Genomic DNA, 24,145 nt, shown 5'->3' with positions numbered 1-24,145 from the left:
ATGAAAAGCCGAATTATATATTTCTTCTCTCTCGGTTTTTTAAGCTTGCTGATTTCTTGCGGTACTTCAAAATCAAAACATCATAAACCAGATATTACGGCTTATAACTCGACGAAACCTGTTGTTGAAAAAGTAACAGACAGTACATTTATCTCTGGAAAAAATTCATTTTTAAAAAATAAACAAGGTCTTTGGGAATTGTATGTCGAAGGCGATCCGCTGGAAATTGGTTTGACAACCGGAGCTTTAACCGACTCGCTTTTGCAAAAGCAACAGCGTATTTTTTTCTCTAAAATCACCGATTTTATCCCGTCTAAATTTCAGCAGAAAATGCTTCGCCAGTTTTTAAAATGGTACAATCGCAAATTGTATTTGAATGTTCCAAATGAATATCAAACTGAAATTTACGGCGTTTCGCAATATACTTCGAATGAGTTTGATAATATCGCACCGCAATACCAGCGCAGTTTATATTTACACGCGGCGCACGATATTGGGCACGCGCTTCAAGATCTGGCTTTAGTTGGCTGTTCTTCTTTTGCGGCTTGGAACGAAAAATCGGAAGAAGGTAATTTAATTTTGGCGCGTAATTTTGATTTTTATGTGAATGACGCTTTCGCGGAAAATAAAATCGCAGCCTTTATCAAACCAAAAGAAGGATTTCCGTTTATGATGGTTACCTGGCCGGGAATGATTGGAGCCGTTTCTGGAATGAATTATGAAGGATTGACTGTAACGATAAATGCTTCTAAATCTAAAATTCCGCTGAGCGCGAAAACTCCAATTTCGATTTTGACCCGCGAAATTTTACAGCACGCCAAAACTTTAGACGAAGCTATCGCCATTGCAAAAAAGAGAAAAGTCTTTGTTTCTGAATCGATTATGGTTGGAAGTGCCAATGATAATAAAGCGATTTTAATTGAAGTTTCGCCCAATAAAATGGATGTTTACGATGTTCCTAACAGTGATCAATTAATTTGTTCGAATCATTTTCAAGGCGATGCTTTTGCAGCTGATAAAAGAAATCTGGAACAAATTGCAAACAGCCATTCTGAATATCGTTACGAAAGAATGCAGGAATTACTATCTGAAAATCTGAAAGTAAATCCTGAAATTGCATCAGAAATTCTTCGAAATAAAGAAGGTTTACAAAATATTGCTTTAGGATATGGAAATGAAAAAGCCCTGAATCAGCTCTTGGCACATCACGGAATTATTTTTAAACCAAAAGAAAAATTAGTCTGGGTTTCGGCAAATCCGTATCAATTGGGAGAATTTGTCTGTTATGATTTGAATGCTGTTTTTGGTGAAAATAGAAATAAGATAGAATCTTTTCAAAGTAAAAATCTGAATATTGCCAAAGATCCTTTTTTAGAAACAACTGCTTATCAGAATTTTAAAAAATTTAAAGTTGAAGATCACAAAATAGATGTTCTTCTTGAAAAGAAAGAAGTGATTTCTCCAGAGTTCATTCAAAATTATCAATCGTTAAACCCCGATTATTGGGTTGTATATTATAAGGCAGGATTGTACTTTTACCAAAAAAAGGAATATCTGCAGGCTAAGCTTAATTTTGAAAAAGCTTTAACCCTTGAAATTACTACAGTTCCTGATAAAGAAAAGATTGAAAAATATTTAAAAAAAGTCAAAAGAAAATTACAATGATTCCAGCAATAGAAAAAGATTCTTTAGAAGAGATTAAAATTTTTCAAGAAAAAAAATTAATTGAACTTCTAGAATACATCAGTCAAAATTCTCCTTTTTACAAAAGACTTTTTGCTGGACAAAATATTGATATTTCTAAAGTAAAAACATTAGAAGATTTACAATTTCTTCCAGTTACAACGAAAGAAGATCTACAGCAATATAACGATGATTTTTTGTGTGTTCCGCAGCAAAAAATTATCGATTATGCCTCAACTTCAGGAACTTTAGGCGATCCTGTAACTTTTGGTTTAACGGATTCCGACTTAGATAGACTGGCGTATAACGAAGCCATTTCGTTTGCCTGCGCCGGAATTGCAGAAGGAGATGTTGTGCAGTTAATGACCACAATTGACCGAAAATTTATGGCCGGTTTAGCTTACTTTCTAGGTCTTAGAAAATTGAAAGTCGGCGTTATCCGTGTTGGTGCTGGAATTCCAGAAATGCAGTGGGATTCTATTTTAAAATACAATCCGAGTTATTTAATTACAGTTCCGTCTTTCCTTTTAAAATTAATTGAATACGCTGAAGCCCACGGAATCGATTATAATAATTCGAGTATAAAAGGCGCAGTTTGTATTGGAGAATCTTTGAGAGAACAAGATTTTTCGATGAATATTCTATCCAAAAAAATTACTGATAAGTGGGATATTAAGTTGTTTTCGACTTATGCTTCTACCGAAATGAGTACTGCTTTTACAGAATGTGAACACGGAAAAGGCGGACATCATCATCCGGAATTGATTATTGTTGAAGTTTTGGATGAACATAATCAGCCTGTAAAAAATGGAGAAACCGGCGAACTTACTTTTACTACTTTAGGAATTGAAGCCATGCCATTACTGCGTTTTAAAACTGGCGATATTGTACAGCTTCATGACGAACCTTGCGCCTGCGGTAGAAATACTTTGCGAGTTGGTCCAGTTGTCGGCCGTAAAAAACAGATGATAAAATACAAAGGAACAACGCTTTATCCACCAGCAATGAACGATGTTTTGAGCAGTTTTGATAATATCGAAAATCATCTTATCGAAATTTCAACCAACGATTTAGGCACAGACGAAATCCTGATTAAAATTGCTGCAAAAAATCAAACTCCTGAATTTCTTCAGGAAATAAAAGATCATTTTAGAGCCAAACTAAGAGTAACTCCAAAAATAGAATTTGCTTCAAAAGAAGTTTTAAACCCGCTAGTTTTCAATCCGATGAGTCGAAAACCTATTCGCTTTTTTGATTATAGATAATTTTTTAGGGACAAAGTTGCAAAGGGACAAAGGTTTCTTAATAGCTTGATAAAAAAGCCTTTGAAACTCTGAAACTCAATTAGAGACAAAGTTGCAAAGGTTTCTTAAAAAACTGATAAAAAAACCTTTGTCCCTTTGCAACTCTGAACCTTTGAACCTCAATTTGGTACAAATTAAACTAAATGTTGTAATTTTGCAAAAAATTACGAAGATGGTCAAGATTGGCAACATAGAATTACCTGAATTTCCTTTATTACTCGCTCCGATGGAAGACGTCAGCGATCCGCCGTTTCGCAGATTATGCAAAGCGCACGGGGCAGACATGATGTATTCTGAATTTATTTCGTCGGAAGGATTAATTCGTGATGCTATAAAAAGCCGCATGAAGCTGGATATTTTTGATTACGAGCGTCCAGTTGGAATTCAGATTTTTGGCGGTGATGAAGAAGCGATGGAAATGTCATCTAAAATTGTTTCAACAGTAAAACCAGATTTAGTGGATATCAATTTTGGATGTCCAGTAAAAAAAGTAGTTTGCAAAGGTGCTGGAGCGGGAGTTTTAAAAGATGTTGATTTGATGGTACGTTTGACACAAGCAGTTATTAAAGGAACTGATTTGCCTGTTACAGTAAAAACACGTTTAGGCTGGGATGAAAATTCAATTAACATTGATGAAGTTGCTGAAAGACTTCAGGATATTGGCGTTCAAGCTTTAACGATTCACGCCAGAACCCGGGCGCAAATGTATAAAGGTCATTCTGACTGGTCACATATTGCACGTGTAAAGAACAACCCAAGAATTACAATGCCTATTTTTGGAAATGGCGATATTGACAGCCCAGAAAAAGCATTACAATATAAAAACGAATACGGAATCGACGGAATTATGATTGGCCGTGCGGCGATTGGATATCCTTGGATTTTTAACGAAATCAAGCATTTCTTTAAAACTGGCGAGCACTTACCTGCTCCAACGGTTATTGATCGTGTTGAAGCTGCTAGAAATCATTTAATGTGGTCAATGGAATGGAAAGGGGAACGTTTGGGAATTGTAGAAATGCGTCGTCATTATACGAACTATTTCAAAGGAATTCATTCATTCAAAGAATTTAAACAAAAATTAGTTACAACTGATGCTCCTGAAGATTTATTTGCTGTTATGAAAGAAATTGAACAGGTTTATGCTGATTATGAATTTGTTTAGAAATCTAATATAATCTTTGTCAAAGTTTGAAGCTTTGACAAAATTTCAAAATAAAAAAATGCCTCCACATTTGAAGGCATTTTTTTATTTAGACTTGAGTTCTCTTCCACTTCCCTCTCTTATAGAAAAAGATTCCGGCTAAAGTAATTGCAGTTTCAGCAACAGGAATTGCAATAAAAACTCCCGTTGGTCCCATATTAAAATGTTTTGCTAACACATACGCCAGTGGAATTTGAAACAGCCAAAAACCAAAGAAATTAATTCCAGTTGGTGTCCATGTATCTCCCGCTCCATTGAATGTGTTTATTAAAACCATTCCTATTCCGTAGAAGATAAAACCGATGCTCATAATTTGAAGTGCTTCGACGGCAATCGTTTTTACCATTTCATCATTGGTGAAAAAGGATATGATATATTTCCCAAAAGCAAGCGTAATAACCATAATTGTCGCCATGAAAATCACATTATAACGCGCAGTTGTATAAACCGATTTTTCGGCACGTTCAATTTGTTTGGCGCCTAAATTCTGTCCAACCAAAGTCGCTGCAGCATTACTTAATCCCCAAGCTGGGAGAATAAAAAACATCATAATTCTCAGTGCCGTTTGATAACCTGCAGAACCATGATCGCCACCAGTTGTTGCGACTAATTGTGCTAAGAAAATCCAGCTGCAAGAAGCAATTACAAATTGCAGAATTCCAGGAGCCGCGATTTTTACTAATGCCTGAATTTGTTTAAAATCTGGAACAAAATATGGAATCTTAATTTTTAAAATTCCATTTCCAAAAAACAAATGATAAACCTGATATAAAACGCCGATGCTTCTTCCGAAAGTTGTTGCCAAAGCAGCGCCAACCAATCCGAAAGCAGGAATTGGCCCTAAACCGTTAATTAAAATTGGACATAAAATAATATTGCAGATATTGGCAATCCAAAGACTTTTCATGGCGATTGCCGCATTTCCTGCACCGCGAAAAATTCCGTTAATCAGGAACAAAAGCATAATGCATAAACTAGATCCAATCATAATCTGCGTGAAGTGGAAACCATGTTCGGCTGCTTCAGGAGATGCTCCCATTAATAGCAGAATATCTTTGGCATAAACAATTCCCAAGATGCTCATAACGCTGTTTACAGCAATTGCGACAATGATCGCCTGCATTCCAGCTTTTGCTGCCGCGACTGGATCTTTTTCTCCAATTCTTCGTGCTACAACTGCAGTTGCTGCCATGCTCATCCCGATTGCAAGAGAATATATAACTGTTAGTACAGACTCGGTTAATCCAACGGTTTGAATAGCAAAACTGCTATTCTCTAAATGTCCGACAAAATATAAATCGACCAGAGCAAAAACCGATTCCATCATCATTTCTAAAACCATCGGAATGGCCAATAGAATAACGGCTTTTTTTATACTTCCAGAAGTATAGTCAAATGATTCGTCGCCATTTAAGGCTTGTTTTAATGTGGTAAAAATTTTAGAAAATAAACTTTTCTTTATAGATGTTTCTGTCATGATATTTTAGGATAAATGATAAAATTGGTCCAGATGCTCTATGATCTGAACTAAAAAAGTAAAAACGTAAGTATCCTAATTATTCAAAAAAAATAAAGTAGGATTAGGCAGAAACAATCATATGCTGTAGATTTTCAAGGCGGTAAATATAAGTAATATTTTTAAAGAAGAAATTAATCCAGCAATTTTTTGCTTACACGGCTGCTTGCAATTAATGAGGCTACAAATCCAAGTATCACAATTGTTGTCATAACAATTAGAACATTTTCTAATGAAAAAACAACGGGATAAGCTAATGTTGGTGTAATCATTATCAGTTCATATTGCTGCTGTAATATCACTAGTATTATACCCAAAATAAGTCCGATTAAGCCACCAAAAAAGCTTAACAAAGTTCCTTGCAGCAAGAATATTTTTCTAAGATTATTGATTTCTGTTCCGAGATTAAAAAGTGTTTTAAGATTTCCTTTCTTCTCTAAAATCATCATAATCAATGCCCCTACTAAATTAAAAAGAGCTACAATAATTACTAAAGTAAAAATCAAATACACTACTATATTTTCGGTATTTAGCATTTTATATAAAGACTCGTTTAATTGCGCTCTGTTTTTTAAAGTAATTTTATTTTTAAAAATAGAATTGAGCTGAGTTTTTAATGCATTTTCATCTGCATTTTCTTTGAGTTTAAATTCAATTCCAGAGATTTGATTGGTTTTATACATTAATAATTCTTGTACTAAACCTAAATCTGCAAACACGTACTTTGAATCTAAATCTTCGCTTATAGAATAAATACCAACAGGCAGGACATCGGTTTTATTGAAAGCTTCTTCCGGATTTTCGATTGCCCCTTTTCCAGGTTTTGGGGCAAAAATCTGCAATGGATTCTCAAAATCGAGAATTCCCATAGAAAAATTCTGAGCTAAACCGTATCCTATCACAACTTGATAGCTGTCTGGTTTGAGCCATTGACCGTTGTACAATTTTTTCTTAATATCATTGACAACTGCATAATTGCTATCAACTCCTTTTAGATAAGTAACTTGCTGTTTATCTTTAAACAAAAATAAAACACGCTCTTCTATAATTTTGGTGTAAGAAGCAACGCCGTTAATTTTCTTGATCTGACTTTCCTGATCTGGTGTGATTAAAAATGATTTTCCGTAAGTGCTCACCAGTTTTAAATCGGGATCAATTTCGTTTGTAAACGAAAGGCTAAAAACTTTTAATCCGCTGAAAACAGATAAAACCACAAACAAAGCCATCGTGCCAACAATGATTCCCATGCTGGCAATGCGGTTAATAATATTGATAGCATTGTTTTTGCTGCTGCTAAAAATATAACGTTTGGCTATGTAAAGGGGGAAATTCAATTTATGATTTTCTTCTTTTTTCTAAAAGATCACGATTCTCTATTGGGTTTTCTTTTCCAGCTAAAGCATTGTCGATTTTTTCGATATAATCTAAAGAGTCATCGATAAAGAATACCAAGTTTGGTACACGACGTAATTGCAAACGTACACGTTGTGATAAATCGTGTTTAATCAATGTTGTATTTGATTTGATCCCTTCTAAAGTTTCTTGTGCTTTTTCTTGAGGAAAGATGCTTAAATATACTGTTGCCACAGATAAGTCTGAAGTTACACTAACTTTGGATACCGAAATTACCAGATTAGTAATTCCGTTTTTTCGCACTTCACCTTGCAAAATGTCAACCAGATCTTTCTGAATAACACCGCCTATTTTTTTCTGTCTATTTGTTTCCATACTGCAAAAATACTATTTTTAAATTCAATCGTATAATTTCAGCTTAACGAAAGCAGTAATTTCTATTTAGGATAAGTTCAATTTCAGATTAATTTTTCTATTTCATAAAAAAAGGAGCAAAAAAGCTCCTTTTAAATTTTATCTGTTTTGTAACCATCCTTCTGGATTATTATTTGATGTATTTTGAAGAATTAAGAATTTAATAATTGTTTTTCCAGTGTCTCCACTTGTTCTTACTTTTCCAATACTTTGTTTCACTTTTACTTTATCACCTTGCTCAACAGACACCGAACTTAGATTTTGGTATACCGTAAAATAATCTCCATGTTGAATAAAAACGGCTCTGTTTACAGGAGACAATGCAATAACTTTTGATACCACTCCCTCAAATACTGCTCGAGCTGTTGCTCCTTGTTCTGTAGTAATCTCTACTCCTGAATTATGAACAGTTAAAGAAGGATAAAGTGGATGCGGCTGATCTCCATATCCTAACGATATAAATCCTTTTTCCACTGGCCAAGGCAGTTTCCCTCGGTTTGCTTTAAAATCTGCTGCTAAAATTTTACCCTCTGGCGTTAATGTAATTTTATCTGATGAATAACTTTTAGTTGTTGATGCCTCTGCTTTTTCTGCTTCGGTAGCTTTTCCCTCGGCTATTTTTCTACGTCTTTCTTCTTCAGCTCTTTGATTCGCTAATCTAATTTGTTCACGAATAAGATCTTTGATTTTTGCATCAATTCTTCTAGATTCCTGCTGTTTGGCTTTTGTATCAGCAATAATTTTATTTTTGTCTTTTTTAATCGTGTTAACAAGCTTTTGCTGTTCTTTCTTTTCTTCTTCTAAGCTTTGCTTTTCTTTTTGATTTTCAGCAATAATTTTTTTCTTAACTTGTCTTTGTCCGTCAAGTTTTGAATTGTAATCTACTAATTCAGCGGTTTTAGACTGAATTTCTAAACCTTGATTTTTTCTGTAATTCGTATATTGTTTTAAGTATTGCGCTCTCTTGTAAGCCTGCAAAAAACTTTCTGAAGATAAAATAAACATTGCTCTACTCTGTTCAGAACGGCTTTTGTAGGATTTCAAAATCATTTTTGCATAATCCTCTTTTAATACTGCCAATTCTTTTTTGAGCTTATTTACCTTAACCTGATTAATATACATATCGTTACTTAGGATTTTTTCCTGTTTAGCGGTTGTATTAATTAATTTCTCTTTTAATTTGATTTTGTTTGCCTGAATTAAATATTCATTCACAGCAGATTTCTCTTTTTTTCGAACAGACTGAAGCATCTTTTCATTGTCTCGGATTTCCTGTTGAATTTGAGCTTTACGCTGCTCCAGTTTTTCTTGCTGTGAATCCTGTGCCCATATAAATGTAGTGGCACAAATTAAAACTAGGCTTAGGAGAAATTTTGGCATGTTTCTATTTTTATTTTTGCAAATTTATTTAATTGTAACTTTTTTATACCCACTTGGAACACTATATGGGAAAGAAAGTTCTTCGTTAAATGAAATATTATTGTAATTCAAATTAATACTTGTTTTTCCTTTTGGCTGTACCGCATTTATTTCGATACTTGTTGGAAGCGTTCCTTGATCAAAAGTTTTACTATCTGAATACGCTATCTGTAAATTTCTGTTTTCAGATGGTTGTGAAATCTCTTCTTTCTGAATTAAATATTTTTCGCCATCTAAGAAGAATGTTTTTTTCAAATTAGCATCTTTTTCTTCATCCAGTCTAAAAAGGTTTTCTACAATTGTCTGCGTATATTTTCCTTTTCTTAAATCGTCAAAAGCTTCTCCAACCAATAAGTTTTGAACTTTACTGTAATCTAGATCTGTTCCAAGCCATTTACTTAAGCTTGTAAAATCTCCTTCATAATAAGTGCTGTTTATTTTTTCATAATAACTTACTGCAGAAGGTGTTATTAATGCTTTCGCCATTGTAATTCCTAAAAAGCGAACACTTATTAAAATCTGTTTGTCTTTTTCGATTCTAATTTCGGCAGTTACATTTTGACTTTGCTTTTCATCAACATATTTTGCGCTTGCCTTAATATATAAAGTAGAAAAATCTAGTTTATTATCGTAATGTTTTTCGATTATTTTCTTGTCTTCTTTTGGCGCAATTGTCTGGCTTGTATTACCTTGTACTGCAACAGCTTTCGATTTACACGAAATTACAGCAGTAGAAAGTATTAATAGTATTATATATCTTTTCATCTCAATTCTCTTTTACTTTTTTTTCTTTAATAATTCATTTGCCTTCAAAAAGTATTCCTCTTTTTTCTTTGCATCTCCCAATCCATTATATGCCTCTCCTAATTGAATATTAAAATTTGCTTCTAGTTTTACATCATCAACAACATAATCCAAACCCATTTCTAAAACGGTTTTTGCATTTTTAAATTGCTTTTGCTGATTGCTTCCTAAACCTGCATAGTAATAAAACTGTGCCTGACTCGGATACACTTCAATCAACATCATCGCTCTTTTTGTCATTGGATCAAACTGTTTGGTCTGCGAATAAGCTTCCAGCAATAACATATTGGTTTCAAGATCTGTATCTGAATGCGCGCTTAAATCTTTTTCATAATATTTAATCGCATTTTCAAATTGACCTTTGCTATGGTAAAACTTTCCTATTTCTTTTGCAACATCAACTTCTTTATCGTTGTCAAAATAAGCAATTGCTTTTTCTAAATCGGGAGCATACTGCGGATTTTTGTTTACATAAATCAAAAATTCGTTCAAAGTTCTATGTTTGATTTTTGAATCAATTTTTGAACTTGCTAAAATCACATTCATTGATTTTATGGCTTTATCCGCTTGATTGGCATCCAAATATGTTTTGAATAAACTCACTTGAGCCCATTCTGAATTCGGAATTTCTTTTGCTAATTGTTTCGCAACTTCCAGTGATTTATCATTTTCATTATTTTTTGAATATAAGAAAATAAGATTCACATAATTGGATTCTTCTTTTGGATCTTTTTTAATCTGCTGAACCAAATTGTCAATTTCAGCATTTTGATATTTTCCTTGCGATAAAATTTGAGCTTTGTAAATTTCACGATCCGCAGACTTTCCGAACTTATCATTCATTTCGTTAATCGCAGTCAAAGCTTTGTCGTACTGATTTGTTATCATATATAATGAAATCAAATCGTCCTTGTACTCTTCGTCAAAAGCAATTATTTTTTGAATGGTTTCAATTGCCAGCGGATAATTTTTTGTCTCGTAACTTACATCATAAATCCCAAGCCAAAACCATTTATTTTTAGGATCCAGCTGCGTAGCTTTTTCAAAAGCATCTTGTGCATTTCGATATTCTTTGAGTGCCAGATAATTTTTTCCTAATTCAAAATAAGCCACTGCGTCATTGGGTTTTAGTTTGATACATTTCTCCAATGACACAATAGCTTTATCATAATTTTCAATTCCTTTTTGTTTTAATGATTCATAAAATGAGTCTTGATATTCATCTGTTGCCATAGCAATATCTTCGGGTTCTGTCTGTGCAAAAACCGAAAACGATGTGCTGAATAAAGCAAAAAACAAAACTGTAAAAACTCTTTTTTTGATCATTATAAAAATTACATTTTAAACAAAAACGAAATTTTATTCCTATTTATTCTAAAACTGAGTAATCTCCAATACTTACACTAGTAAATTTACCATCATAACTTACATGATTACCAATCATTGCGTTATCTAAGTTAGCATTTTTAATTTGAGAATACGTTTGAATTAAGCTATTTTTAATAGTACTGTCTGTTACATGACATCCTTTTCCAACTGAAACATTTGGACCAATTGTTGTATTTTTCAAGACAACATTTTCTCCAATATAACACGGCGGAATAATTGTAGCGTTTTCTAGTTTCACATCATAATCAACTAAATGTTCACCGTCGTTATGTAAAAAACCTAACATTCTAGTATTGGTTTCGACCGTAACATCTTTGTTTCCGCAGTCCATCCATTCGTCAACACTTCCAGTTTTAAAAACTTTACCGTTGGCCATCATAGCTTTGATTCCGTCATTAATCTGATATTCTCCTCCATTTTGAATATTCTTATCCAAAACATTTTGAAGTTCATTTCTTAAAACCCCAACCTCTTTAAAATAATAAATCCCGATAACTGCTAAATCACTTACAAACTCTTTTGGCTTTTCAACCAATTCTATAATTTCATTATTTTGGTTTAGTTTCACCACACCAAAAGCTTCCGGCTGTTCTACTTGTTTGACCCAGATTACAGCATCTGCTTCAGGATCTAATTCGAAATCAGCTCTAATCAAAGTATCTGCATAAGCAATTACAGCTGGACCAGAGAGAGAATCTTTTGCACACATAATTGCATGACCTGTTCCAAGGGGTTGATCTTGACGATAAATTGAAGCTTTTGCTCCTAAACCTTTGGCTAAATCTTCTAAACTTTTTACGACATCATCTCCAAAAAAAGCTTCGTCGCCTAAAATAAATGCAACTTCTTCAATAGGGTCTTTTAATATTTTAGCAATATCTTCAACTAAACGATGTACAATAGATTTTCCAGCAACAGGAATTAATGGTTTCGGAACCGTTAGTGTATGAGGCCTCAATCTCGATCCGCGGCCTGCCATTGGCACAATTATTTTCATTCTTTATTTGATTTTTATGGGAAGATTAAAAAATCTTCATTGGGTTTGGTCTTTCTTTTTTTAATTTTTCCGAATTACAGAAAACTATTTAACTCCAGTACTTCCAAAGCCTCCTTCACCTCTTGATGTTTCAGAAAGTGTTTCAACTTCAATCCATTCTGCTCTTTCGTGTTTTGCGATAATCAACTGCGCAATTCTTTCGCCATTTTCAATTACAAAATCATCATTAGATAAATTTACTAAAATTACTCCTATTTCTCCTCTGTAATCTGCATCAACAGTTCCTGGCGAATTTAAAACTGTTACTCCTTTTTTAGCAGCTAAACCGCTTCTTGGTCTAACCTGGGCTTCATAACCAATTGGTAATTCAATAAAAAGTCCTGTTTTTACAATAGCTCTTTCTAAAGGTTTTAACGTAATTGGTTCTAAAATATTGGCACGTAAATCCATTCCTGCAGAAGCAATGGTTTCGTAATTTGGTAAATCATGCTGCGATTTATTGATAATTTGTATTTTCATTTTTAAATATAAAATTTTTAATCCCGGCTTACTTTCTCTTCAATATTCCTTTTATAGTATCTTTTTCAAAGTGGTAAACTAAATACATAAAAGCTAAAAGAAGTGGAATTCCAACATAATATTTTTCTCTAAATCCATAAAATGAAATTATCGAAAATAATATCGAAACGCCTAAATAAGCGCCAATCTTGTTCATGTCGTAAGGAATAGGATAATACTTATTTCCTAATATATAAGAAATAAGCATCATGCTGCCATAAGCCGAAATAGTCGCAATTGCTGAACCATAATAGCTGTATTTTGGAATTAAAAAATAATTTAAAACCAAAGTAACAATAGCACCTACAATAGAAATGTAGGCACCAATTTTTGTTTTATCTGTAAGTTTGTACCAAACCGATAAGTTGTTATAGATACCCAAAAAGAAATTCGCCAAAATAATAAGCGGTACAACTTTCATTGCTTCCCAATAGGATTTATTATCTAGTAATAAGTATTTTAAAACATCTGCAAAAACTATAACTCCTAATAGAATCAGCGAACCCAATATCACAAAATATTTGGTAATTACGGCGTAAGTCTGTGGAGCATTTGCATTTTTTGCGTGGCTGAAAAAGAATGGTTCGATTCCTAATCTAAATGCTGTTGCAAAAAGAACCATAAATAAACCTAACTTGTAGCAAGCAGAATAAGCTCCAACTTCGGACTTTGCCAAATTTTCTGGAAGCAAATACCCTAATAAGATTTTATCAAAATGTTCGTTGACAGCAAAAGCCAATCCTGCAACCAAAATAGGAAGTCCGTATTTCATCATTCTTCTCCAAAGTTCTGGATCAAATTTTCGTCCAAGCGAAAGATAATTAGGAGAAAGAACTATAAAAGTTGCTAAACTCGCCAAAAGATTTGCAATAAAAATATAAGCGATCTGGAAATTTTCGACATATAAATTATCCCAAACTGAATTAGGGTTTGAGGCTGCTAATTTTGGCAGGTACATTAAAAAGAAAATATTCAGTAATAAATTGATTACCACATTTCCAATTTTAATTGCTGCATAAACCATTGGCCTTTGGTTCGCTCGTAATTTAGAAAATGGAATTAAAACCAATGCATCCAAAACCAAAATCCAAACCGTATAGGTAACATACTGAACATCTACTTCGGCTAAACTTGCTAAAGTGTTTCTGAAGATTAAAGCAACAAATAGAAAAATAATTGATGTCCAAAAAATCGAAATTGTAGAAGTAGCTATTACGTTTTTCTTATCTTCTTCAGCACTATAAAATCTAAAAAAAGCGGTTTCCATTCCGTAAGAAAGAACTACGTTAAAGAAAACCATCCAAGACAATACTATCGACACCTCGCCATATTCGGCAGTAGGTAAAATTCCTGTATATAATCTCACTAATAAAAAACTCAGCATTCTCGGTAAAACTGTTGCCAGTCCGTAAATTGCTGTTTGCTTGAATAGATTTTTATATAATCCCAAAATATAATTGTAATAATGTTTGTAAGACAAAAATAACCATTTCTTTTGTTTAATGGTGCTTTTGTTTGATGCAATAAAGAAAAGTTCTAACTCTTTTACACCGTCATTTTCTTTTCATCCAAAATTTTCACGAAATGAAATCCTCTTGGGGCGTAACCTTGATTGTAATAAAATCTGTGTGCTCCAAAATTTCCAGTAAATGCATCTAATACAATACTGCTGCAATTTAATTCTATTGCTTTTTTCTCGATATAATCAGTGAGTAGTTTTCCAATTCCTTGAGATCGATATTCTGGATTAACAACAAAATTATCAATTTCGAGATATTTGCCTGTCCACAATTTTGTTGCCGACCAGCATCCTGTAATTCCTAAACATTTATTATTTTCAAAAACGCCAATTTGAGTATAATTATGCGGAATCATCTCCAAAAGAAAAGATTTATATTTTTCTAAAGTGATATTGGGATATAGAAATCTGATGGTTTCAATTTGAGCCAGCATTTCTTCAATCGTAGTAATTTCAAGTATTTGTAAAGTCATTTTAATAGAATAGAATTCAAAATTAATTATTTTTTCTGAGTCATTTATATAATAACCAGAACACTAACATGTGAAATATATAAATTTAAGTTAAAAATTATGTAACTTTTTTTAAACAGTGTTTTCTTAAATTTGCTTCATAGGGATTGAGAAAGCTAAATACAACCCTTATAAAAAAGGAAGCACTGGGACTAATAAAGCTTGTTTGTTCCCATAAAAGACAAAGCACAAGGGATTGATTCTGCTGTATTGTAACCCTTTAAAAAACAGAGCACTGGGACTAATAAAGCTAGTTTGTTCCCATAAAAGACAAAGCACAGGGATTGATTCTGCTGAAATGTAACCCTTAAAAAAACAGAGCACTGGGACTAATAAAGCTAGTTTGTTCCCATAAAAGACAAAGCACAGCAGAGTTATCTGTCAATTTTTTATAAAATGGTAGTGATTCTCAAATTTTGAATAATCTGAGAATCACCATTTTATAAAATTATTATTAAAAAAGAAAAAAATTTCCATAAAAGAAAAAGCCAGCTTTCGCTGGCTTTTTCTTTATATAATATGAATTGATTTATCCATTTAAAGCTTCTGCTCCACCAACAATTTCTAAAATCTCACTAGTAATAGCAGCCTGACGCGCTTTATTGTAAGTTAATTTCAATTGGTTTCTTAACTCAGTTGCATTATCTGTTGCTTTGTGCATAGCAGTCATACGTGCTCCATGCTCAGAAGCAAACGAATCACGGATTCCTTTATACAATTGCGTTTTTAAAGACTTTGGAATTAAAGTTAAAACAATTTCTTCTTTTGAAGGTTCAAAAATATAATCTCCAGAAGAAGCTACTGTACCAGTAGTATTAATAGGAGCTAACGGTAAAAACTGTTCTACTTGAACGATTTGAGTTGCTGCATTTTTAAACTGATTGTAAACTAATTCAATTCTATCGTATTCTCCAGATAAAAATTTCTCAGTCAAATTATCTGCAATTCCTGCAACATTTTCAAAAGTTAAATGATCAAAAATTGCATTATGATGACCGTGAACTTTATGAGTTTTGTTTAAAGCATCATTTCCCTTTTTACCAATAGCAAAAACATCAACTTGCTTTCCAGCGTAAAACTCTGTACGGTTTTTAATCTCTTTAATAATATTTGAATTGAATGCACCACATAAACCTCTGTTAGAAGTTATAGCTACAAGCAATACTTTTTTTACTTCACGTTGTGTTGTGTAATCTCCTCCAACTTCACCTTCAAGTGTAGCAGAAAGATCTTGCAATAACTCCGTTAATTTCTCGGCATAAGGACGCATTGCAGTGATTGCATCTTGTGCTTTCTTAAGCTTTGCAGCAGAAACCATTTTCATAGCCGATGTAATCTGCATCGTCGATGAAACGGAAGTAATTCTATTACGGATTTCCTTTAAATTTGCCATCTATTAATTAGAAAATGTGACAATTTGAAAATTAGATAATTAGAACTAAGTCTAATTATCTAATTTACTTATTATCTTATTAGTTATATTTTGCTGAGATTTCTTTTGCTGCTTTTTCGATAACATCTGTAATGCTGTCATCTAATTTACCAGCTTTCAACGCGTTAAGCGTATCTTTATGTTTACTGTTTAAGTAAGCTAAGAAATCAGCTTCAAATTCTTTTACTTTTTCTACAGGAACGTTTCTCAACAAGTTTTTAGAACCAGCGTAGATAATAGCTACTTGGTTTTCAACTGTATAAGGATCATTTAAACCTTGTTTCAAGATCTCAACGTTTCTTTTTCCTTTTTCAATTACGTTTAAAGTAACAGAATCTAAGTCAGAACCAAATTTAGCGAAAGCTTCTAATTCACGGAATTGAGCTTGGTCTAATTTTAAAGTTCCAGAAACTTTCTTCATAGATTTAATTTGAGCATTACCTCCAACACGAGATACAGAGATACCTACGTTAATTGCAGGACGAACCCCAGAGTTGAACAAATCTCCATCAAGGAAAATCTGACCATCTGTAATCGAAATTACGTTTGTTGGGATATATGCAGAAACGTCACCAGCTTGAGTTTCGATAATTGGTAAAGCAGTTAATGAACCACCACCTTTTACGATAGATTTGATAGAATCTGGTAAATCGTTCATGTTTTTAGCGATACCATCATCAGCAATTACTTTACAAGCACGCTCTAATAAACGAGAGTGTAAGTAGAAAACGTCTCCAGGATAAGCCTCACGTCCCGGTGGTCTTCTTAATAAAAGAGAAACCTCACGGTAAGCAACAGCTTGTTTAGATAAATCATCATACACGATAAGTGCTGGACGACCAGAATCTCTAAAGTACTCTCCAATTGCAGCACCAGCGAATGGAGCATAAACTTGCATTGGAGCTGGGTCAGAAGCATTTGCAGCAACGATAACTGTATAAGCCATTGCTCCTTTTTCTTCTAACATTTTAGCGATTCCTGCTACAGTTGAAGCTTTTTGTCCAATTGCAACATATATACAGAATACAGGTTTTCCTGCATCGTAGAATTCTTTTTGATTTAAGATTGTATCGATACAAACAGTTGATTTACCTGTTTGACGGTCACCAATAACAAGCTCACGTTGTCCACGACCAACTGGGATCATAGCATCAACAGCTTTTACACCTGTTTGTAATGGCTCAGTTACTGGCTGACGGAAGATAACACCAGGTGCTTTTCTTTCTAAAGGCATTTCGTATAAGTCTCCACCGATTGGTCCTTTTCCATCAATTGGAAAACCAAGAGTATTAACAACACGTCCTACCATTTGCTCACCTACTTTAAGAGAAGCAATACGTTGAGTTCTTTTTGCAGTAGATCCTTCTTTAAGTCCAGTTGATGGTCCTAATAATACAACCCCAACATTATCCTCTTCAAGATTCAATACGATACCTTCCATACCGTTATCAAATTCTACTAACTCTCCATATTGTACATTAGACAGCCCGTAAACACGAGCAATACCGTCTCCAACTTGAAGTACTGTTCCTACTTCCTCTAGCGTAGCACCAGATTCAAAACCTTCTACTTGCTTTCTTAATATTGCTGAAATTTCAGCAGGTTTGATTTCCGCCATCTTAATTTATAATTTAGACACTTTTTGTGTTATAAAAACTAATTACTTAACTCTCTTTTTAATACTTGTAATCTGTTTGCAACAGAAGCGTTGTATTGATTATCGCCTATTCTTAAAATAAATCCACCAATAATTGAAGGATCTACTATATTTTCAATTGTAATTTTTTTGTCTGATAAAGTTGCAACTTTTGCTAAAACCTTAGCTTCTAAAGCAGCATCCATTGGAATGGCAGTTGTAACTTTCGCTACTTCAACACCATTACTTTCATCAAACAATTTATTGTATTCTAATGCGATTGCATTAAGAATTTCAAATCTTTTGTTTTCAAATAATAAATGAAATAATCCTTTTGTTACTCCATTTACATCTGCGAAAACTTCTAGAAGAGCACTTTCTTTAACTTCAACTTTTGTTGTTGGGTTTTGGATAAAGGTACTCAATTCTGTATTAGTATCTATTGCTGATGCAATTGATTTCATATCGTTATTGACAGCTTCGGCAACACCTTTAGAGTTTGCTAAGTCTAGAATTGCTTTTGCATAACGAATTGCTGCTCTTGTACTTGCCATAATCTTAGTTTAACTTTACGTCACCTAACATTTTCTCAACTAATTTAGTTTGAGATTCTTTGTTAGATAATTCTTCTTTCAATAATTTCTCAGCAATACTTAATGATAGACTTGAAACTTGAGATTTCAATTCTGCCATTGCAGCATTTTTTTCGCTTTCGATAGCAGCTTTAGCTTGTTCGATCATTTTTTGACCAGCTTCTTGTGCTTCGTTTTTAGAATCAGCAATCATTTTCTCTTTCATTTCACGAGCTTCTTTTAGCATCGCGTCACGTTCTGCACGAGCTTCATTCAAAATTCTTTGATTGTCAGCTTGTAAATTTTCCATTTCTCTCTTTGCGTTTTCAGCAGAAAGCAATGCATTTTTAATACCTTCTTCTCTTGCAGTAATAGACTCCATAATTGGTTTCCATGCAAATTTCACCAAAAGTAAAATTAATACTAACAAGATTAAAGCTTGCCAAAAGAATAGACCGAATGAAAAATCGTTAATTAACTTATCCATTTTATAACTATATTAAATATTTAATTTCTTTTTTAAAAGTAACAACATCTTTAACCAACCGTTAAAGATGCTGTTATTTCTCTCTTTATTATTTTCCTAAGATTAAAGCAGCGAATGCTAAACCTTCTAATAAAGCCGCGATAATAATCATCGCAGTTTGAATTTTACCAGCAGCTTCTGGCTGACGAGCAATAGCGTCCATAGCAGATCCACCGATTTTACCTAAACCTAAACCTGCACCGATTACTACTAAACCAGCACCTACTAAAGTTGGAATTGTTCCCATAACTATTTATATATATAAAATTAAACTTCTAAATTAAATAATTGCTGTTTCATCTTCGTGGTGGTGAGCATGATCATGATCTTGAACAGCCATACCAATAAATAGTGATGATAACATCGTGAAGATAAACGCTTGTAAAAATGCAACTAAAACTTCAATAACAGAGATAAACAATGTTAAACCTAATGAGATTGGCAAATCTGCTGCTAAATTTTTACCTACGAAAATCATAGCGATCAAACTCATAATTACTACGTGACCTGCAGTAATGTTTGCATACAAACGAATTAATAATGCAAATGGTTTTGTTAATGTTCCTAAAACTTCAATTGGTGCTAAAATAATTTTCATTGGAACTGGTACTCCTGGCATCCAGAAAATGTGTCCCCAATAATCTTTGTTTGCACTAAATTGTGTAATGATGAAAGTAAATGCTGCTAAACAAACTGTAATAGCGATGTTACCTGTAACGTTAATTCCTAGTGGAGTCATTCCTAATAAGTTTAACAACCAAACAAAGAAAAATACAGTTAATAGGTAACCCATATATTTACGGTATTTTTTCTCACCAATATTAGGAACAGCGATTTCGTCTCTAATAAAAATAATAAGTGGCTCTAAAACTCTACCAAATCCAGTTGGGATTGGTCCTTTTTTATATGATCTTGCTAATCCAGTAAACATTAAAAATAATACTACTGCAACGAAAAGCATTGATACTACATTTTTTGTAATAGAAAAATCTAACGGCTTTTCATTTTCTGGATGTCCGTGCTCGTTAAAGTTAATTGTACCGGCAGCATCTGTTTTGTAAATTTTACCGTGAACTAATTTGTAAAAGTTTCCGTCAACTTCTGCAACTGCTTCACCGTGGTGTAATTTTGAAGAAGAGAAAATTTTCAATCCTCCGTCAATAAGTATAACTGGTAATGAAAAACCATAATGTTTGTTTTCTTTCTCATCTGAGAAGAAAACAAAATCGTGAGAATCTTGTAAGTGATGATCAATAAAAGCGTCCACTTTTGCTTTTGGATCAAGAGCAGCATGCTCTCCTTCCTCAGGGGCATTGTGTGAAACTACTTTCTCTTCATGAGCTGTTTCAGTTTGAACATGCGTTGAGTCATTCTCTGGATTTGCAAAACCCATAATTGGTAGAGAAGCTACAAAAGCGGCAAGAATAAAGCTGAGCGGTTTGTTTGAAATCACCATATCGTGGAAAATCTTATTTTTTTACGTTTCTAAAATTTGGTGCAAAGGTACATTTTTTATTAATATTCAAAAGGATATGAAAAATTATTTTTAAACCTTGTTTTAAAGAATTGTTATTTTAACGCTTTTCATTTAATAATCGGACAGTTAAAAGCGTCTGAAATAACAAAAACAGCACAAATGTTATAAAAAAACTAATCTTTTCAACATCGGTTTCTCCAGTTTTGATTTTTAAAATTGGCTGCAGAATTAAATATCCTAATAACATTTGTGCAAAAGTTCCAAATAAGAACGTCATCCCGACGATTTCAAAATTCTTCTTCTTTACTATTAATAATATAAGGTATAATAAAGCCGAAATTCCGAAGAAGAATAAATACTGTAATTCTAAACTGTAATGAAAGTTTTGAATATTAATTTCACAAAAAAAGAAAATTGCTTTGTGTAGAATGTAAGCTGTTAAAGCAAAACAAAATAAATAAAATACCGGTTTGTAATTTTTTAAAAGCATTTGAGATAATTTTTGCGCAAAGATGCAACTTTTATCTTAAGCTGTTTTTACTAAAAACTACTTTGTCTTGTTAATATCGTTTACCTGGCGAATTACATTATATAATGCGACTCCAACTCCAAGCATAACAAAAATGGTATTGTAATATACTTTGGGACTTGGATGCTTTTCGTCAAGCCAAGTTCCAAAGTAAGAGAATACAAAAATAATTACTCCCATTTGAAAAGGAATATTAATAAATGCAAGCCATTTATTTCTTCTATTATTATTCGGCTCCTTTTCCATCTTTTAGGGTTACTTCTTTATTGTGAGTAAGCATGGTACAGGTTGCTGTAAAATCGGCTCCTGGTTCTATAGAAAGTTTTCCTACTGCTACTTCTCCATGTATTTGAGCAGTCGATTTAATATTAAGGATTTCAAGAACTTTTATTTTGCCATGAAATTCTCCTTCAATATCCGCATTATTACAAATAATTTCTCCTTTGACAGCTCCTTTTGCGCCTATTACAATTTTTCCTTGTGAAGTAAAATTTCCAATCAATTCGCCATCTAATCTAAAATCGGCTTTTGATACTATGTCTCCTACTATCGATGTTCCTTCTACAATACGATTTGTTTTTCCTAATTGCTCTGTTCCGCTTTTTTTTACTTTTTCAAACATTATTATGGGGTTTTTGGGGTCAAGTAGGCTTCGAGGTTCTTTTTAATTTGAACCACTTTGTAATTATCTGTTGATATAATAACAGCAGGATGTGCAATTTTATATTTCTTGTCATCTCTCAAAACTCCCGCAACATCTTTAGCATAAGCTTCAGATTTTAAACCATGAATAATTACAAAACTTTCAGATTGATTGTATTTATCAAAAGAAGTTGTTAAGCGTTCAAAATTTTCAACTAATAAAAATACTCTAATCGCTTTTTCAATTTGTTTAAGCGTTTTAGTATCACTATTAGGCACTGCATATAAAATTTTCCAGCTTTTGTTGTCTACTGTTGTAAAATTTAATCTTTCTAAAGCCGGCACTTGTTTCTCTAGAATTTCTCTTGCACTTTTACCCTCTTCACTATTCGGATAATTATCGGCTACATTTTCAAGTCCTTTTTTATAAGCTTCTAAACCATTTACTTTTCCTAAAGTATTGGCTTTTAATAATTCATATTTCGAAACGATATCATCTCCAGAATATTGATTGATCAAATTATCAATATTGGCTAAGACTTCATCAAATTTTTCTTCTTCAAAAAGTTTATACCATTTTTGGTATTCTTTGTCTGGACTTGAGTTAGGATCTTCTGCTCTATTATTTAAAATCTGAGCATATCTCGAAGTTGGATATTTAGTTGAAATTTCCGCTTTTATCTCTTCTGCTCTTTGTGGATTTGTAATTTGGTAAATTTTATACAAATTATACATCGTCGGCAATACCAGTTTTTCTTCTGGATTGTTGCGCAGTAATTGTTCTAGTTTATCACTAGCCAAATTATATTCTTTAAACTTCTCCTTATATATAAGTCCTAATTGGTAGTATGCAAAATTACGTTCTATACCAATACTGTCCATTGCCGGTTGTGACGTAGGAAGTTGTTTTACATAATAGGCTACAGTATATTTTTCTGCAACCACTGTATCTTGTAAAGTATTTGCAACATCTTTAGTATTGATGGTATCGTTCATTGCATCGTTGTTAGCAGATTTTATTCCTGCCAATCTCCAGTTGCCGCCCAATGTTCTATTACCCCACATTTTTTTAAATTGCAATTTTCCATAAGCAACTGTTGTTGGATTATAGAAATAAAATGTGCTTCCGTTTTCATTTGCTCCAGGAGGCATTCCTACTCCTTCTGGTTCTACTGGTTTTCCTAACGACTGCGGATTTACAGCTCCATTTCCTGAAATCTGTGCCTGCGAGTTTAAGTCGATATTTGCTAAACGCTCTTTTTCTTTTTCTTCTAAAAGTCGTTTGGCTTCATCTTTCTTTTTTAACTCTACAATATAATTTTCGAAATAAATCTTTTTCTCAGTTGCCGGCAGATTGTATACCTTAATAATACTATCATTGCGTTTTGCAATAGCTTCGTACTTAATTACATTATCAAGGTTTTTTCTGTTTTTTTCTATAAAAGCGTATTCTCTGGTTTTAGGATCTAATTTCACCAATGTACTGTCATAATATTTAGCAGCCATTGTATAATTTGTATTTTTAAAATACATGTTCCCAATGTTTCTGTATGCAGAAGCCACCAAATAAGGATCTTTTGATTTTCTTCCTAAAGACTTGTTATAAAACTTTAAGGCATTTTCTTGATCTTTCTTTTTATCATAAAAAACTCCCATTTCGTAAAACAGTACATCATAATAAGGGCGATTCTCTCGGTCAGTAACAAGTTTATTAAACATTTTTAAAAAGATGGTATCATTATCTTTTTCATAATCATACAACTGTGCTTTTTTAGCGTACGCGTGCATCATATATTTACGATCTGCTTTTCGATTCAAATCGATTACACCATCATAAAAATAAATTGCACTGTCCCGTTTTCCTTGTTCCTGATACATTTGGCCAAGAATAAAACGGTATCTAGCTCGCTCTTCATTCTTTCTTGTAAATTCCTCAGCAATTCTTAGTTTAGCAACAGCACTATCTTTTTCTTCTAAATTTATAAAAGCTTCAGCCAGAAGAGCATTAGCATCAGCATAAGTCTGTTTGTCTAAATCTATATTTTTAAGTAGCAGCTTAATGTTTTTTAACGCAATGGCATCGTTACCTAAACGCATATTGGTTTTTTCGCGCCAGATTTTAGCAGTATAAATATTATTGCTGTTTGGATATTTGTATAAAATATAATTGAATGCTTCAACTGCAGGAATAAAACGCTGATCGTAATATCTTGCTTTTCCGAGCATTAAATACGCTTCGTCAATTTGTGAATTTCTTTCCCTGCCTCCAATATTCATGGAGTGTTTTTGAATGGCTTTGGTCGCTTTTGTTTCTGCGCGCTCAAAATCTGGATTTTTAGCTTTTTCTCCTTCAGAAAAATTTTCGTCAAACTGCATTTTTTCAATTGGCAGTAATTTCCAAAAATTATCTTGATCATTGGCCTGAATAGATTTTAAGCCTTTATCTAGACCGATTCCTCCATTGTACAAAATATTATATTTCGTGCCAACAGAATGCGAAGTTCTAGACAAAAAGGTATTTTTTTTGGTAGAACAAGCTATCAAAAAGAATAAAAAAACGAAAGTAAAACTATATTTAAGAGTATTCTTTTTCAATAGAAAAGAGTTTAAAACAGATAACTACTAAAAATCGATTTTAGTATATAGACTTGTAAAAATA

At 33.0% G+C, this 24,145-nt stretch carries 23 protein-coding genes; 3 read left to right on the top strand and 20 right to left on the bottom strand.

Annotated elements, in window-relative coordinates; translation table 11 throughout:
* The 3 genes from QE431_RS22210 (at position 1) to dusB (ending at position 4,152) form a co-directional block, all read left to right on the top strand.
* On the top strand, positions 1–1,665 hold the full coding sequence (locus tag QE431_RS22210) for a C45 family peptidase (RefSeq protein WP_307300381.1): 1,665 nt from the start codon (positions 1–3) through the stop codon (positions 1,663–1,665).
* Positions 1,662–2,948, top strand: a complete 1,287-nt coding sequence (locus QE431_RS22205) for a phenylacetate--CoA ligase family protein (protein ID WP_307300379.1) — start codon at positions 1,662–1,664, stop codon at positions 2,946–2,948. Before QE431_RS22210 ends, QE431_RS22205 begins: the two co-directional genes overlap by 4 nt.
* Positions 2,949–3,159: 211 nt before the next feature.
* Positions 3,160–4,152, top strand: a complete 993-nt coding sequence (gene dusB, locus QE431_RS22200; protein ID WP_307300377.1) for a tRNA dihydrouridine synthase DusB — start codon at positions 3,160–3,162, stop codon at positions 4,150–4,152.
* Positions 4,153–4,240: 88 nt separating this feature from the next.
* On the opposite strand, the gene QE431_RS22195 is transcribed toward dusB, so the two are convergent.
* From QE431_RS22195 to QE431_RS22100, 20 genes are all read right to left on the bottom strand, one after another.
* Positions 4,241–5,668, bottom strand: coding sequence for an MATE family efflux transporter (locus QE431_RS22195; RefSeq protein WP_307300375.1), 1,428 nt, complete (start codon positions 5,666–5,668; stop codon positions 4,241–4,243).
* A gap of 173 nt (positions 5,669–5,841) precedes the next feature.
* Complete coding sequence (locus QE431_RS22190; RefSeq protein WP_307300373.1) at positions 5,842–7,041, bottom strand: FtsX-like permease family protein; 1,200 nt, start codon at positions 7,039–7,041, stop codon at positions 5,842–5,844.
* A gap of 1 nt (position 7,042) precedes the next feature.
* The gene (gene rbfA / locus QE431_RS22185) at positions 7,043–7,435 is read right to left on the bottom strand and encodes a 30S ribosome-binding factor RbfA (protein WP_057115514.1); all 393 of its coding nucleotides are present in this window, start codon (positions 7,433–7,435) and stop codon (positions 7,043–7,045) included.
* A gap of 138 nt (positions 7,436–7,573) precedes the next feature.
* Complete coding sequence (locus QE431_RS22180) at positions 7,574–8,854, bottom strand: murein hydrolase activator EnvC (RefSeq protein ID WP_307300370.1); 1,281 nt, start codon at positions 8,852–8,854, stop codon at positions 7,574–7,576.
* Positions 8,855–8,878: 24 nt separating this feature from the next.
* Positions 8,879–9,658 carry a DUF4292 domain-containing protein gene (locus tag QE431_RS22175; RefSeq protein WP_134138825.1) on the bottom strand — a complete coding sequence of 260 codons (780 nt, stop codon included), beginning with the start codon at positions 9,656–9,658 and terminating at the stop codon, positions 8,879–8,881.
* A 12-nt stretch (positions 9,659–9,670) separates the two neighbouring features.
* Positions 9,671–11,023, bottom strand: coding sequence for a lipopolysaccharide assembly protein LapB (locus QE431_RS22170; protein WP_307300367.1), 1,353 nt, complete (start codon positions 11,021–11,023; stop codon positions 9,671–9,673).
* Positions 11,024–11,066: 43 nt separating this feature from the next.
* Complete coding sequence (locus tag QE431_RS22165) at positions 11,067–12,083, bottom strand: sugar phosphate nucleotidyltransferase (protein ID WP_307300364.1); 1,017 nt, start codon at positions 12,081–12,083, stop codon at positions 11,067–11,069.
* 84 nt (positions 12,084–12,167) lie between these two features.
* A complete protein-coding gene (gene dut, locus QE431_RS22160; protein ID WP_057115509.1) occupies positions 12,168–12,602 on the bottom strand; it encodes a dUTP diphosphatase in 435 nt (144 codons plus the stop codon).
* A 28-nt stretch (positions 12,603–12,630) separates the two neighbouring features.
* A complete protein-coding gene (locus QE431_RS22155; protein ID WP_057115508.1) occupies positions 12,631–14,091 on the bottom strand; it encodes a lipopolysaccharide biosynthesis protein in 1,461 nt (486 codons plus the stop codon).
* 95 nt (positions 14,092–14,186) lie between these two features.
* Positions 14,187–14,633, bottom strand: coding sequence for a GNAT family N-acetyltransferase (locus tag QE431_RS22150; protein ID WP_057115507.1), 447 nt, complete (start codon positions 14,631–14,633; stop codon positions 14,187–14,189).
* Positions 14,634–15,201: 568 nt separating this feature from the next.
* Positions 15,202–16,065: an ATP synthase F1 subunit gamma gene (atpG, locus tag QE431_RS22145; RefSeq protein ID WP_307300360.1), complete on the bottom strand. Its 864-nt coding sequence runs from the start codon at positions 16,063–16,065 to the stop codon at positions 15,202–15,204.
* 79 nt (positions 16,066–16,144) lie between these two features.
* Positions 16,145–17,722 (bottom strand): F0F1 ATP synthase subunit alpha, encoded by a 1,578-nt coding sequence (gene atpA / locus QE431_RS22140; protein WP_057115505.1) that lies wholly within the window; start codon positions 17,720–17,722, stop codon positions 16,145–16,147.
* A gap of 38 nt (positions 17,723–17,760) precedes the next feature.
* Positions 17,761–18,294, bottom strand: a complete 534-nt coding sequence (atpH, locus tag QE431_RS22135; protein WP_057115504.1) for an ATP synthase F1 subunit delta — start codon at positions 18,292–18,294, stop codon at positions 17,761–17,763.
* A 4-nt stretch (positions 18,295–18,298) separates the two neighbouring features.
* On the bottom strand, positions 18,299–18,799 hold the full coding sequence (locus tag QE431_RS22130) for a F0F1 ATP synthase subunit B (RefSeq protein ID WP_057115503.1): 501 nt from the start codon (positions 18,797–18,799) through the stop codon (positions 18,299–18,301).
* Positions 18,800–18,887: 88 nt separating this feature from the next.
* Positions 18,888–19,085 carry an ATP synthase F0 subunit C gene (gene atpE, locus QE431_RS22125; RefSeq protein ID WP_008465835.1) on the bottom strand — a complete coding sequence of 66 codons (198 nt, stop codon included), beginning with the start codon at positions 19,083–19,085 and terminating at the stop codon, positions 18,888–18,890.
* A 33-nt stretch (positions 19,086–19,118) separates the two neighbouring features.
* On the bottom strand, positions 19,119–20,294 hold the full coding sequence (atpB, locus tag QE431_RS22120) for a F0F1 ATP synthase subunit A (protein WP_057115502.1): 1,176 nt from the start codon (positions 20,292–20,294) through the stop codon (positions 19,119–19,121).
* 118 nt (positions 20,295–20,412) lie between these two features.
* Positions 20,413–20,805, bottom strand: a complete 393-nt coding sequence (locus QE431_RS22115; RefSeq protein WP_281867035.1) for a hypothetical protein — start codon at positions 20,803–20,805, stop codon at positions 20,413–20,415.
* Between the two features lie 57 nt (positions 20,806–20,862).
* On the bottom strand, positions 20,863–21,090 hold the full coding sequence (locus QE431_RS22110; RefSeq protein ID WP_057115500.1) for an AtpZ/AtpI family protein: 228 nt from the start codon (positions 21,088–21,090) through the stop codon (positions 20,863–20,865).
* Complete coding sequence (locus QE431_RS22105) at positions 21,071–21,466, bottom strand: polymer-forming cytoskeletal protein (RefSeq protein ID WP_307300342.1); 396 nt, start codon at positions 21,464–21,466, stop codon at positions 21,071–21,073. The genes QE431_RS22110 and QE431_RS22105 overlap by 20 nt, the downstream gene beginning before the upstream one ends.
* Positions 21,467–21,468: 2 nt before the next feature.
* A complete protein-coding gene (locus tag QE431_RS22100) occupies positions 21,469–24,081 on the bottom strand; it encodes a tetratricopeptide repeat protein (protein WP_307300339.1) in 2,613 nt (870 codons plus the stop codon).
* Positions 24,082–24,145 lie beyond the last annotated feature (64 nt).

It is taken from the genome of Flavobacterium sp. SORGH_AS_0622 (assembly GCF_030818825.1).
Lineage (GTDB): Bacteria > Bacteroidota > Bacteroidia > Flavobacteriales > Flavobacteriaceae > Flavobacterium.
The sequence above is the reverse complement of the archived record's forward strand: the minus strand, read 5'-3'. Positions and strand labels throughout refer to the sequence as shown.

Bases quoted from the DNA above. Each gene is read 5' to 3' on its own strand.
- QE431_RS22115 (WP_281867035.1), bottom strand. From the start codon at position 20,805: ATGCTTTTAAAAAATTACAAACCGGTATTTTATTTATTTTGTTTTGCT.
- dusB (WP_307300377.1), top strand. From the start codon at position 3,160: ATGGTCAAGATTGGCAACATAGAATTACCTGAATTTCCTTTATTACTC.
- atpB (WP_057115502.1), bottom strand. From the start codon at position 20,294: ATGGTGATTTCAAACAAACCGCTCAGCTTTATTCTTGCCGCTTTTGTA.
- QE431_RS22165 (WP_307300364.1), bottom strand. From the start codon at position 12,083: ATGAAAATAATTGTGCCAATGGCAGGCCGCGGATCGAGATTGAGGCCT.
- atpA (WP_057115505.1), bottom strand. From the start codon at position 17,722: ATGGCGGAAATCAAACCTGCTGAAATTTCAGCAATATTAAGAAAGCAA.
- QE431_RS22205 (WP_307300379.1), top strand. From the start codon at position 1,662: ATGATTCCAGCAATAGAAAAAGATTCTTTAGAAGAGATTAAAATTTTT.
- QE431_RS22170 (WP_307300367.1), bottom strand. From the start codon at position 11,023: ATGATCAAAAAAAGAGTTTTTACAGTTTTGTTTTTTGCTTTATTCAGC.
- QE431_RS22105 (WP_307300342.1), bottom strand. From the start codon at position 21,466: ATGTTTGAAAAAGTAAAAAAAAGCGGAACAGAGCAATTAGGAAAAACA.
- atpE (WP_008465835.1), bottom strand. From the start codon at position 19,085: ATGGGAACAATTCCAACTTTAGTAGGTGCTGGTTTAGTAGTAATCGGT.
- atpH (WP_057115504.1), bottom strand. From the start codon at position 18,294: ATGGCAAGTACAAGAGCAGCAATTCGTTATGCAAAAGCAATTCTAGAC.
- QE431_RS22175 (WP_134138825.1), bottom strand. From the start codon at position 9,658: ATGAAAAGATATATAATACTATTAATACTTTCTACTGCTGTAATTTCG.
- QE431_RS22130 (WP_057115503.1), bottom strand. From the start codon at position 18,799: ATGGATAAGTTAATTAACGATTTTTCATTCGGTCTATTCTTTTGGCAA.
- dut (WP_057115509.1), bottom strand. From the start codon at position 12,602: ATGAAAATACAAATTATCAATAAATCGCAGCATGATTTACCAAATTAC.
- QE431_RS22195 (WP_307300375.1), bottom strand. From the start codon at position 5,668: ATGACAGAAACATCTATAAAGAAAAGTTTATTTTCTAAAATTTTTACC.
- QE431_RS22110 (WP_057115500.1), bottom strand. From the start codon at position 21,090: ATGGAAAAGGAGCCGAATAATAATAGAAGAAATAAATGGCTTGCATTT.
- rbfA (WP_057115514.1), bottom strand. From the start codon at position 7,435: ATGGAAACAAATAGACAGAAAAAAATAGGCGGTGTTATTCAGAAAGAT.
- QE431_RS22150 (WP_057115507.1), bottom strand. From the start codon at position 14,633: ATGACTTTACAAATACTTGAAATTACTACGATTGAAGAAATGCTGGCT.
- QE431_RS22180 (WP_307300370.1), bottom strand. From the start codon at position 8,854: ATGCCAAAATTTCTCCTAAGCCTAGTTTTAATTTGTGCCACTACATTT.
- QE431_RS22210 (WP_307300381.1), top strand. From the start codon at position 1: ATGAAAAGCCGAATTATATATTTCTTCTCTCTCGGTTTTTTAAGCTTG.
- atpG (WP_307300360.1), bottom strand. From the start codon at position 16,065: ATGGCAAATTTAAAGGAAATCCGTAATAGAATTACTTCCGTTTCATCG.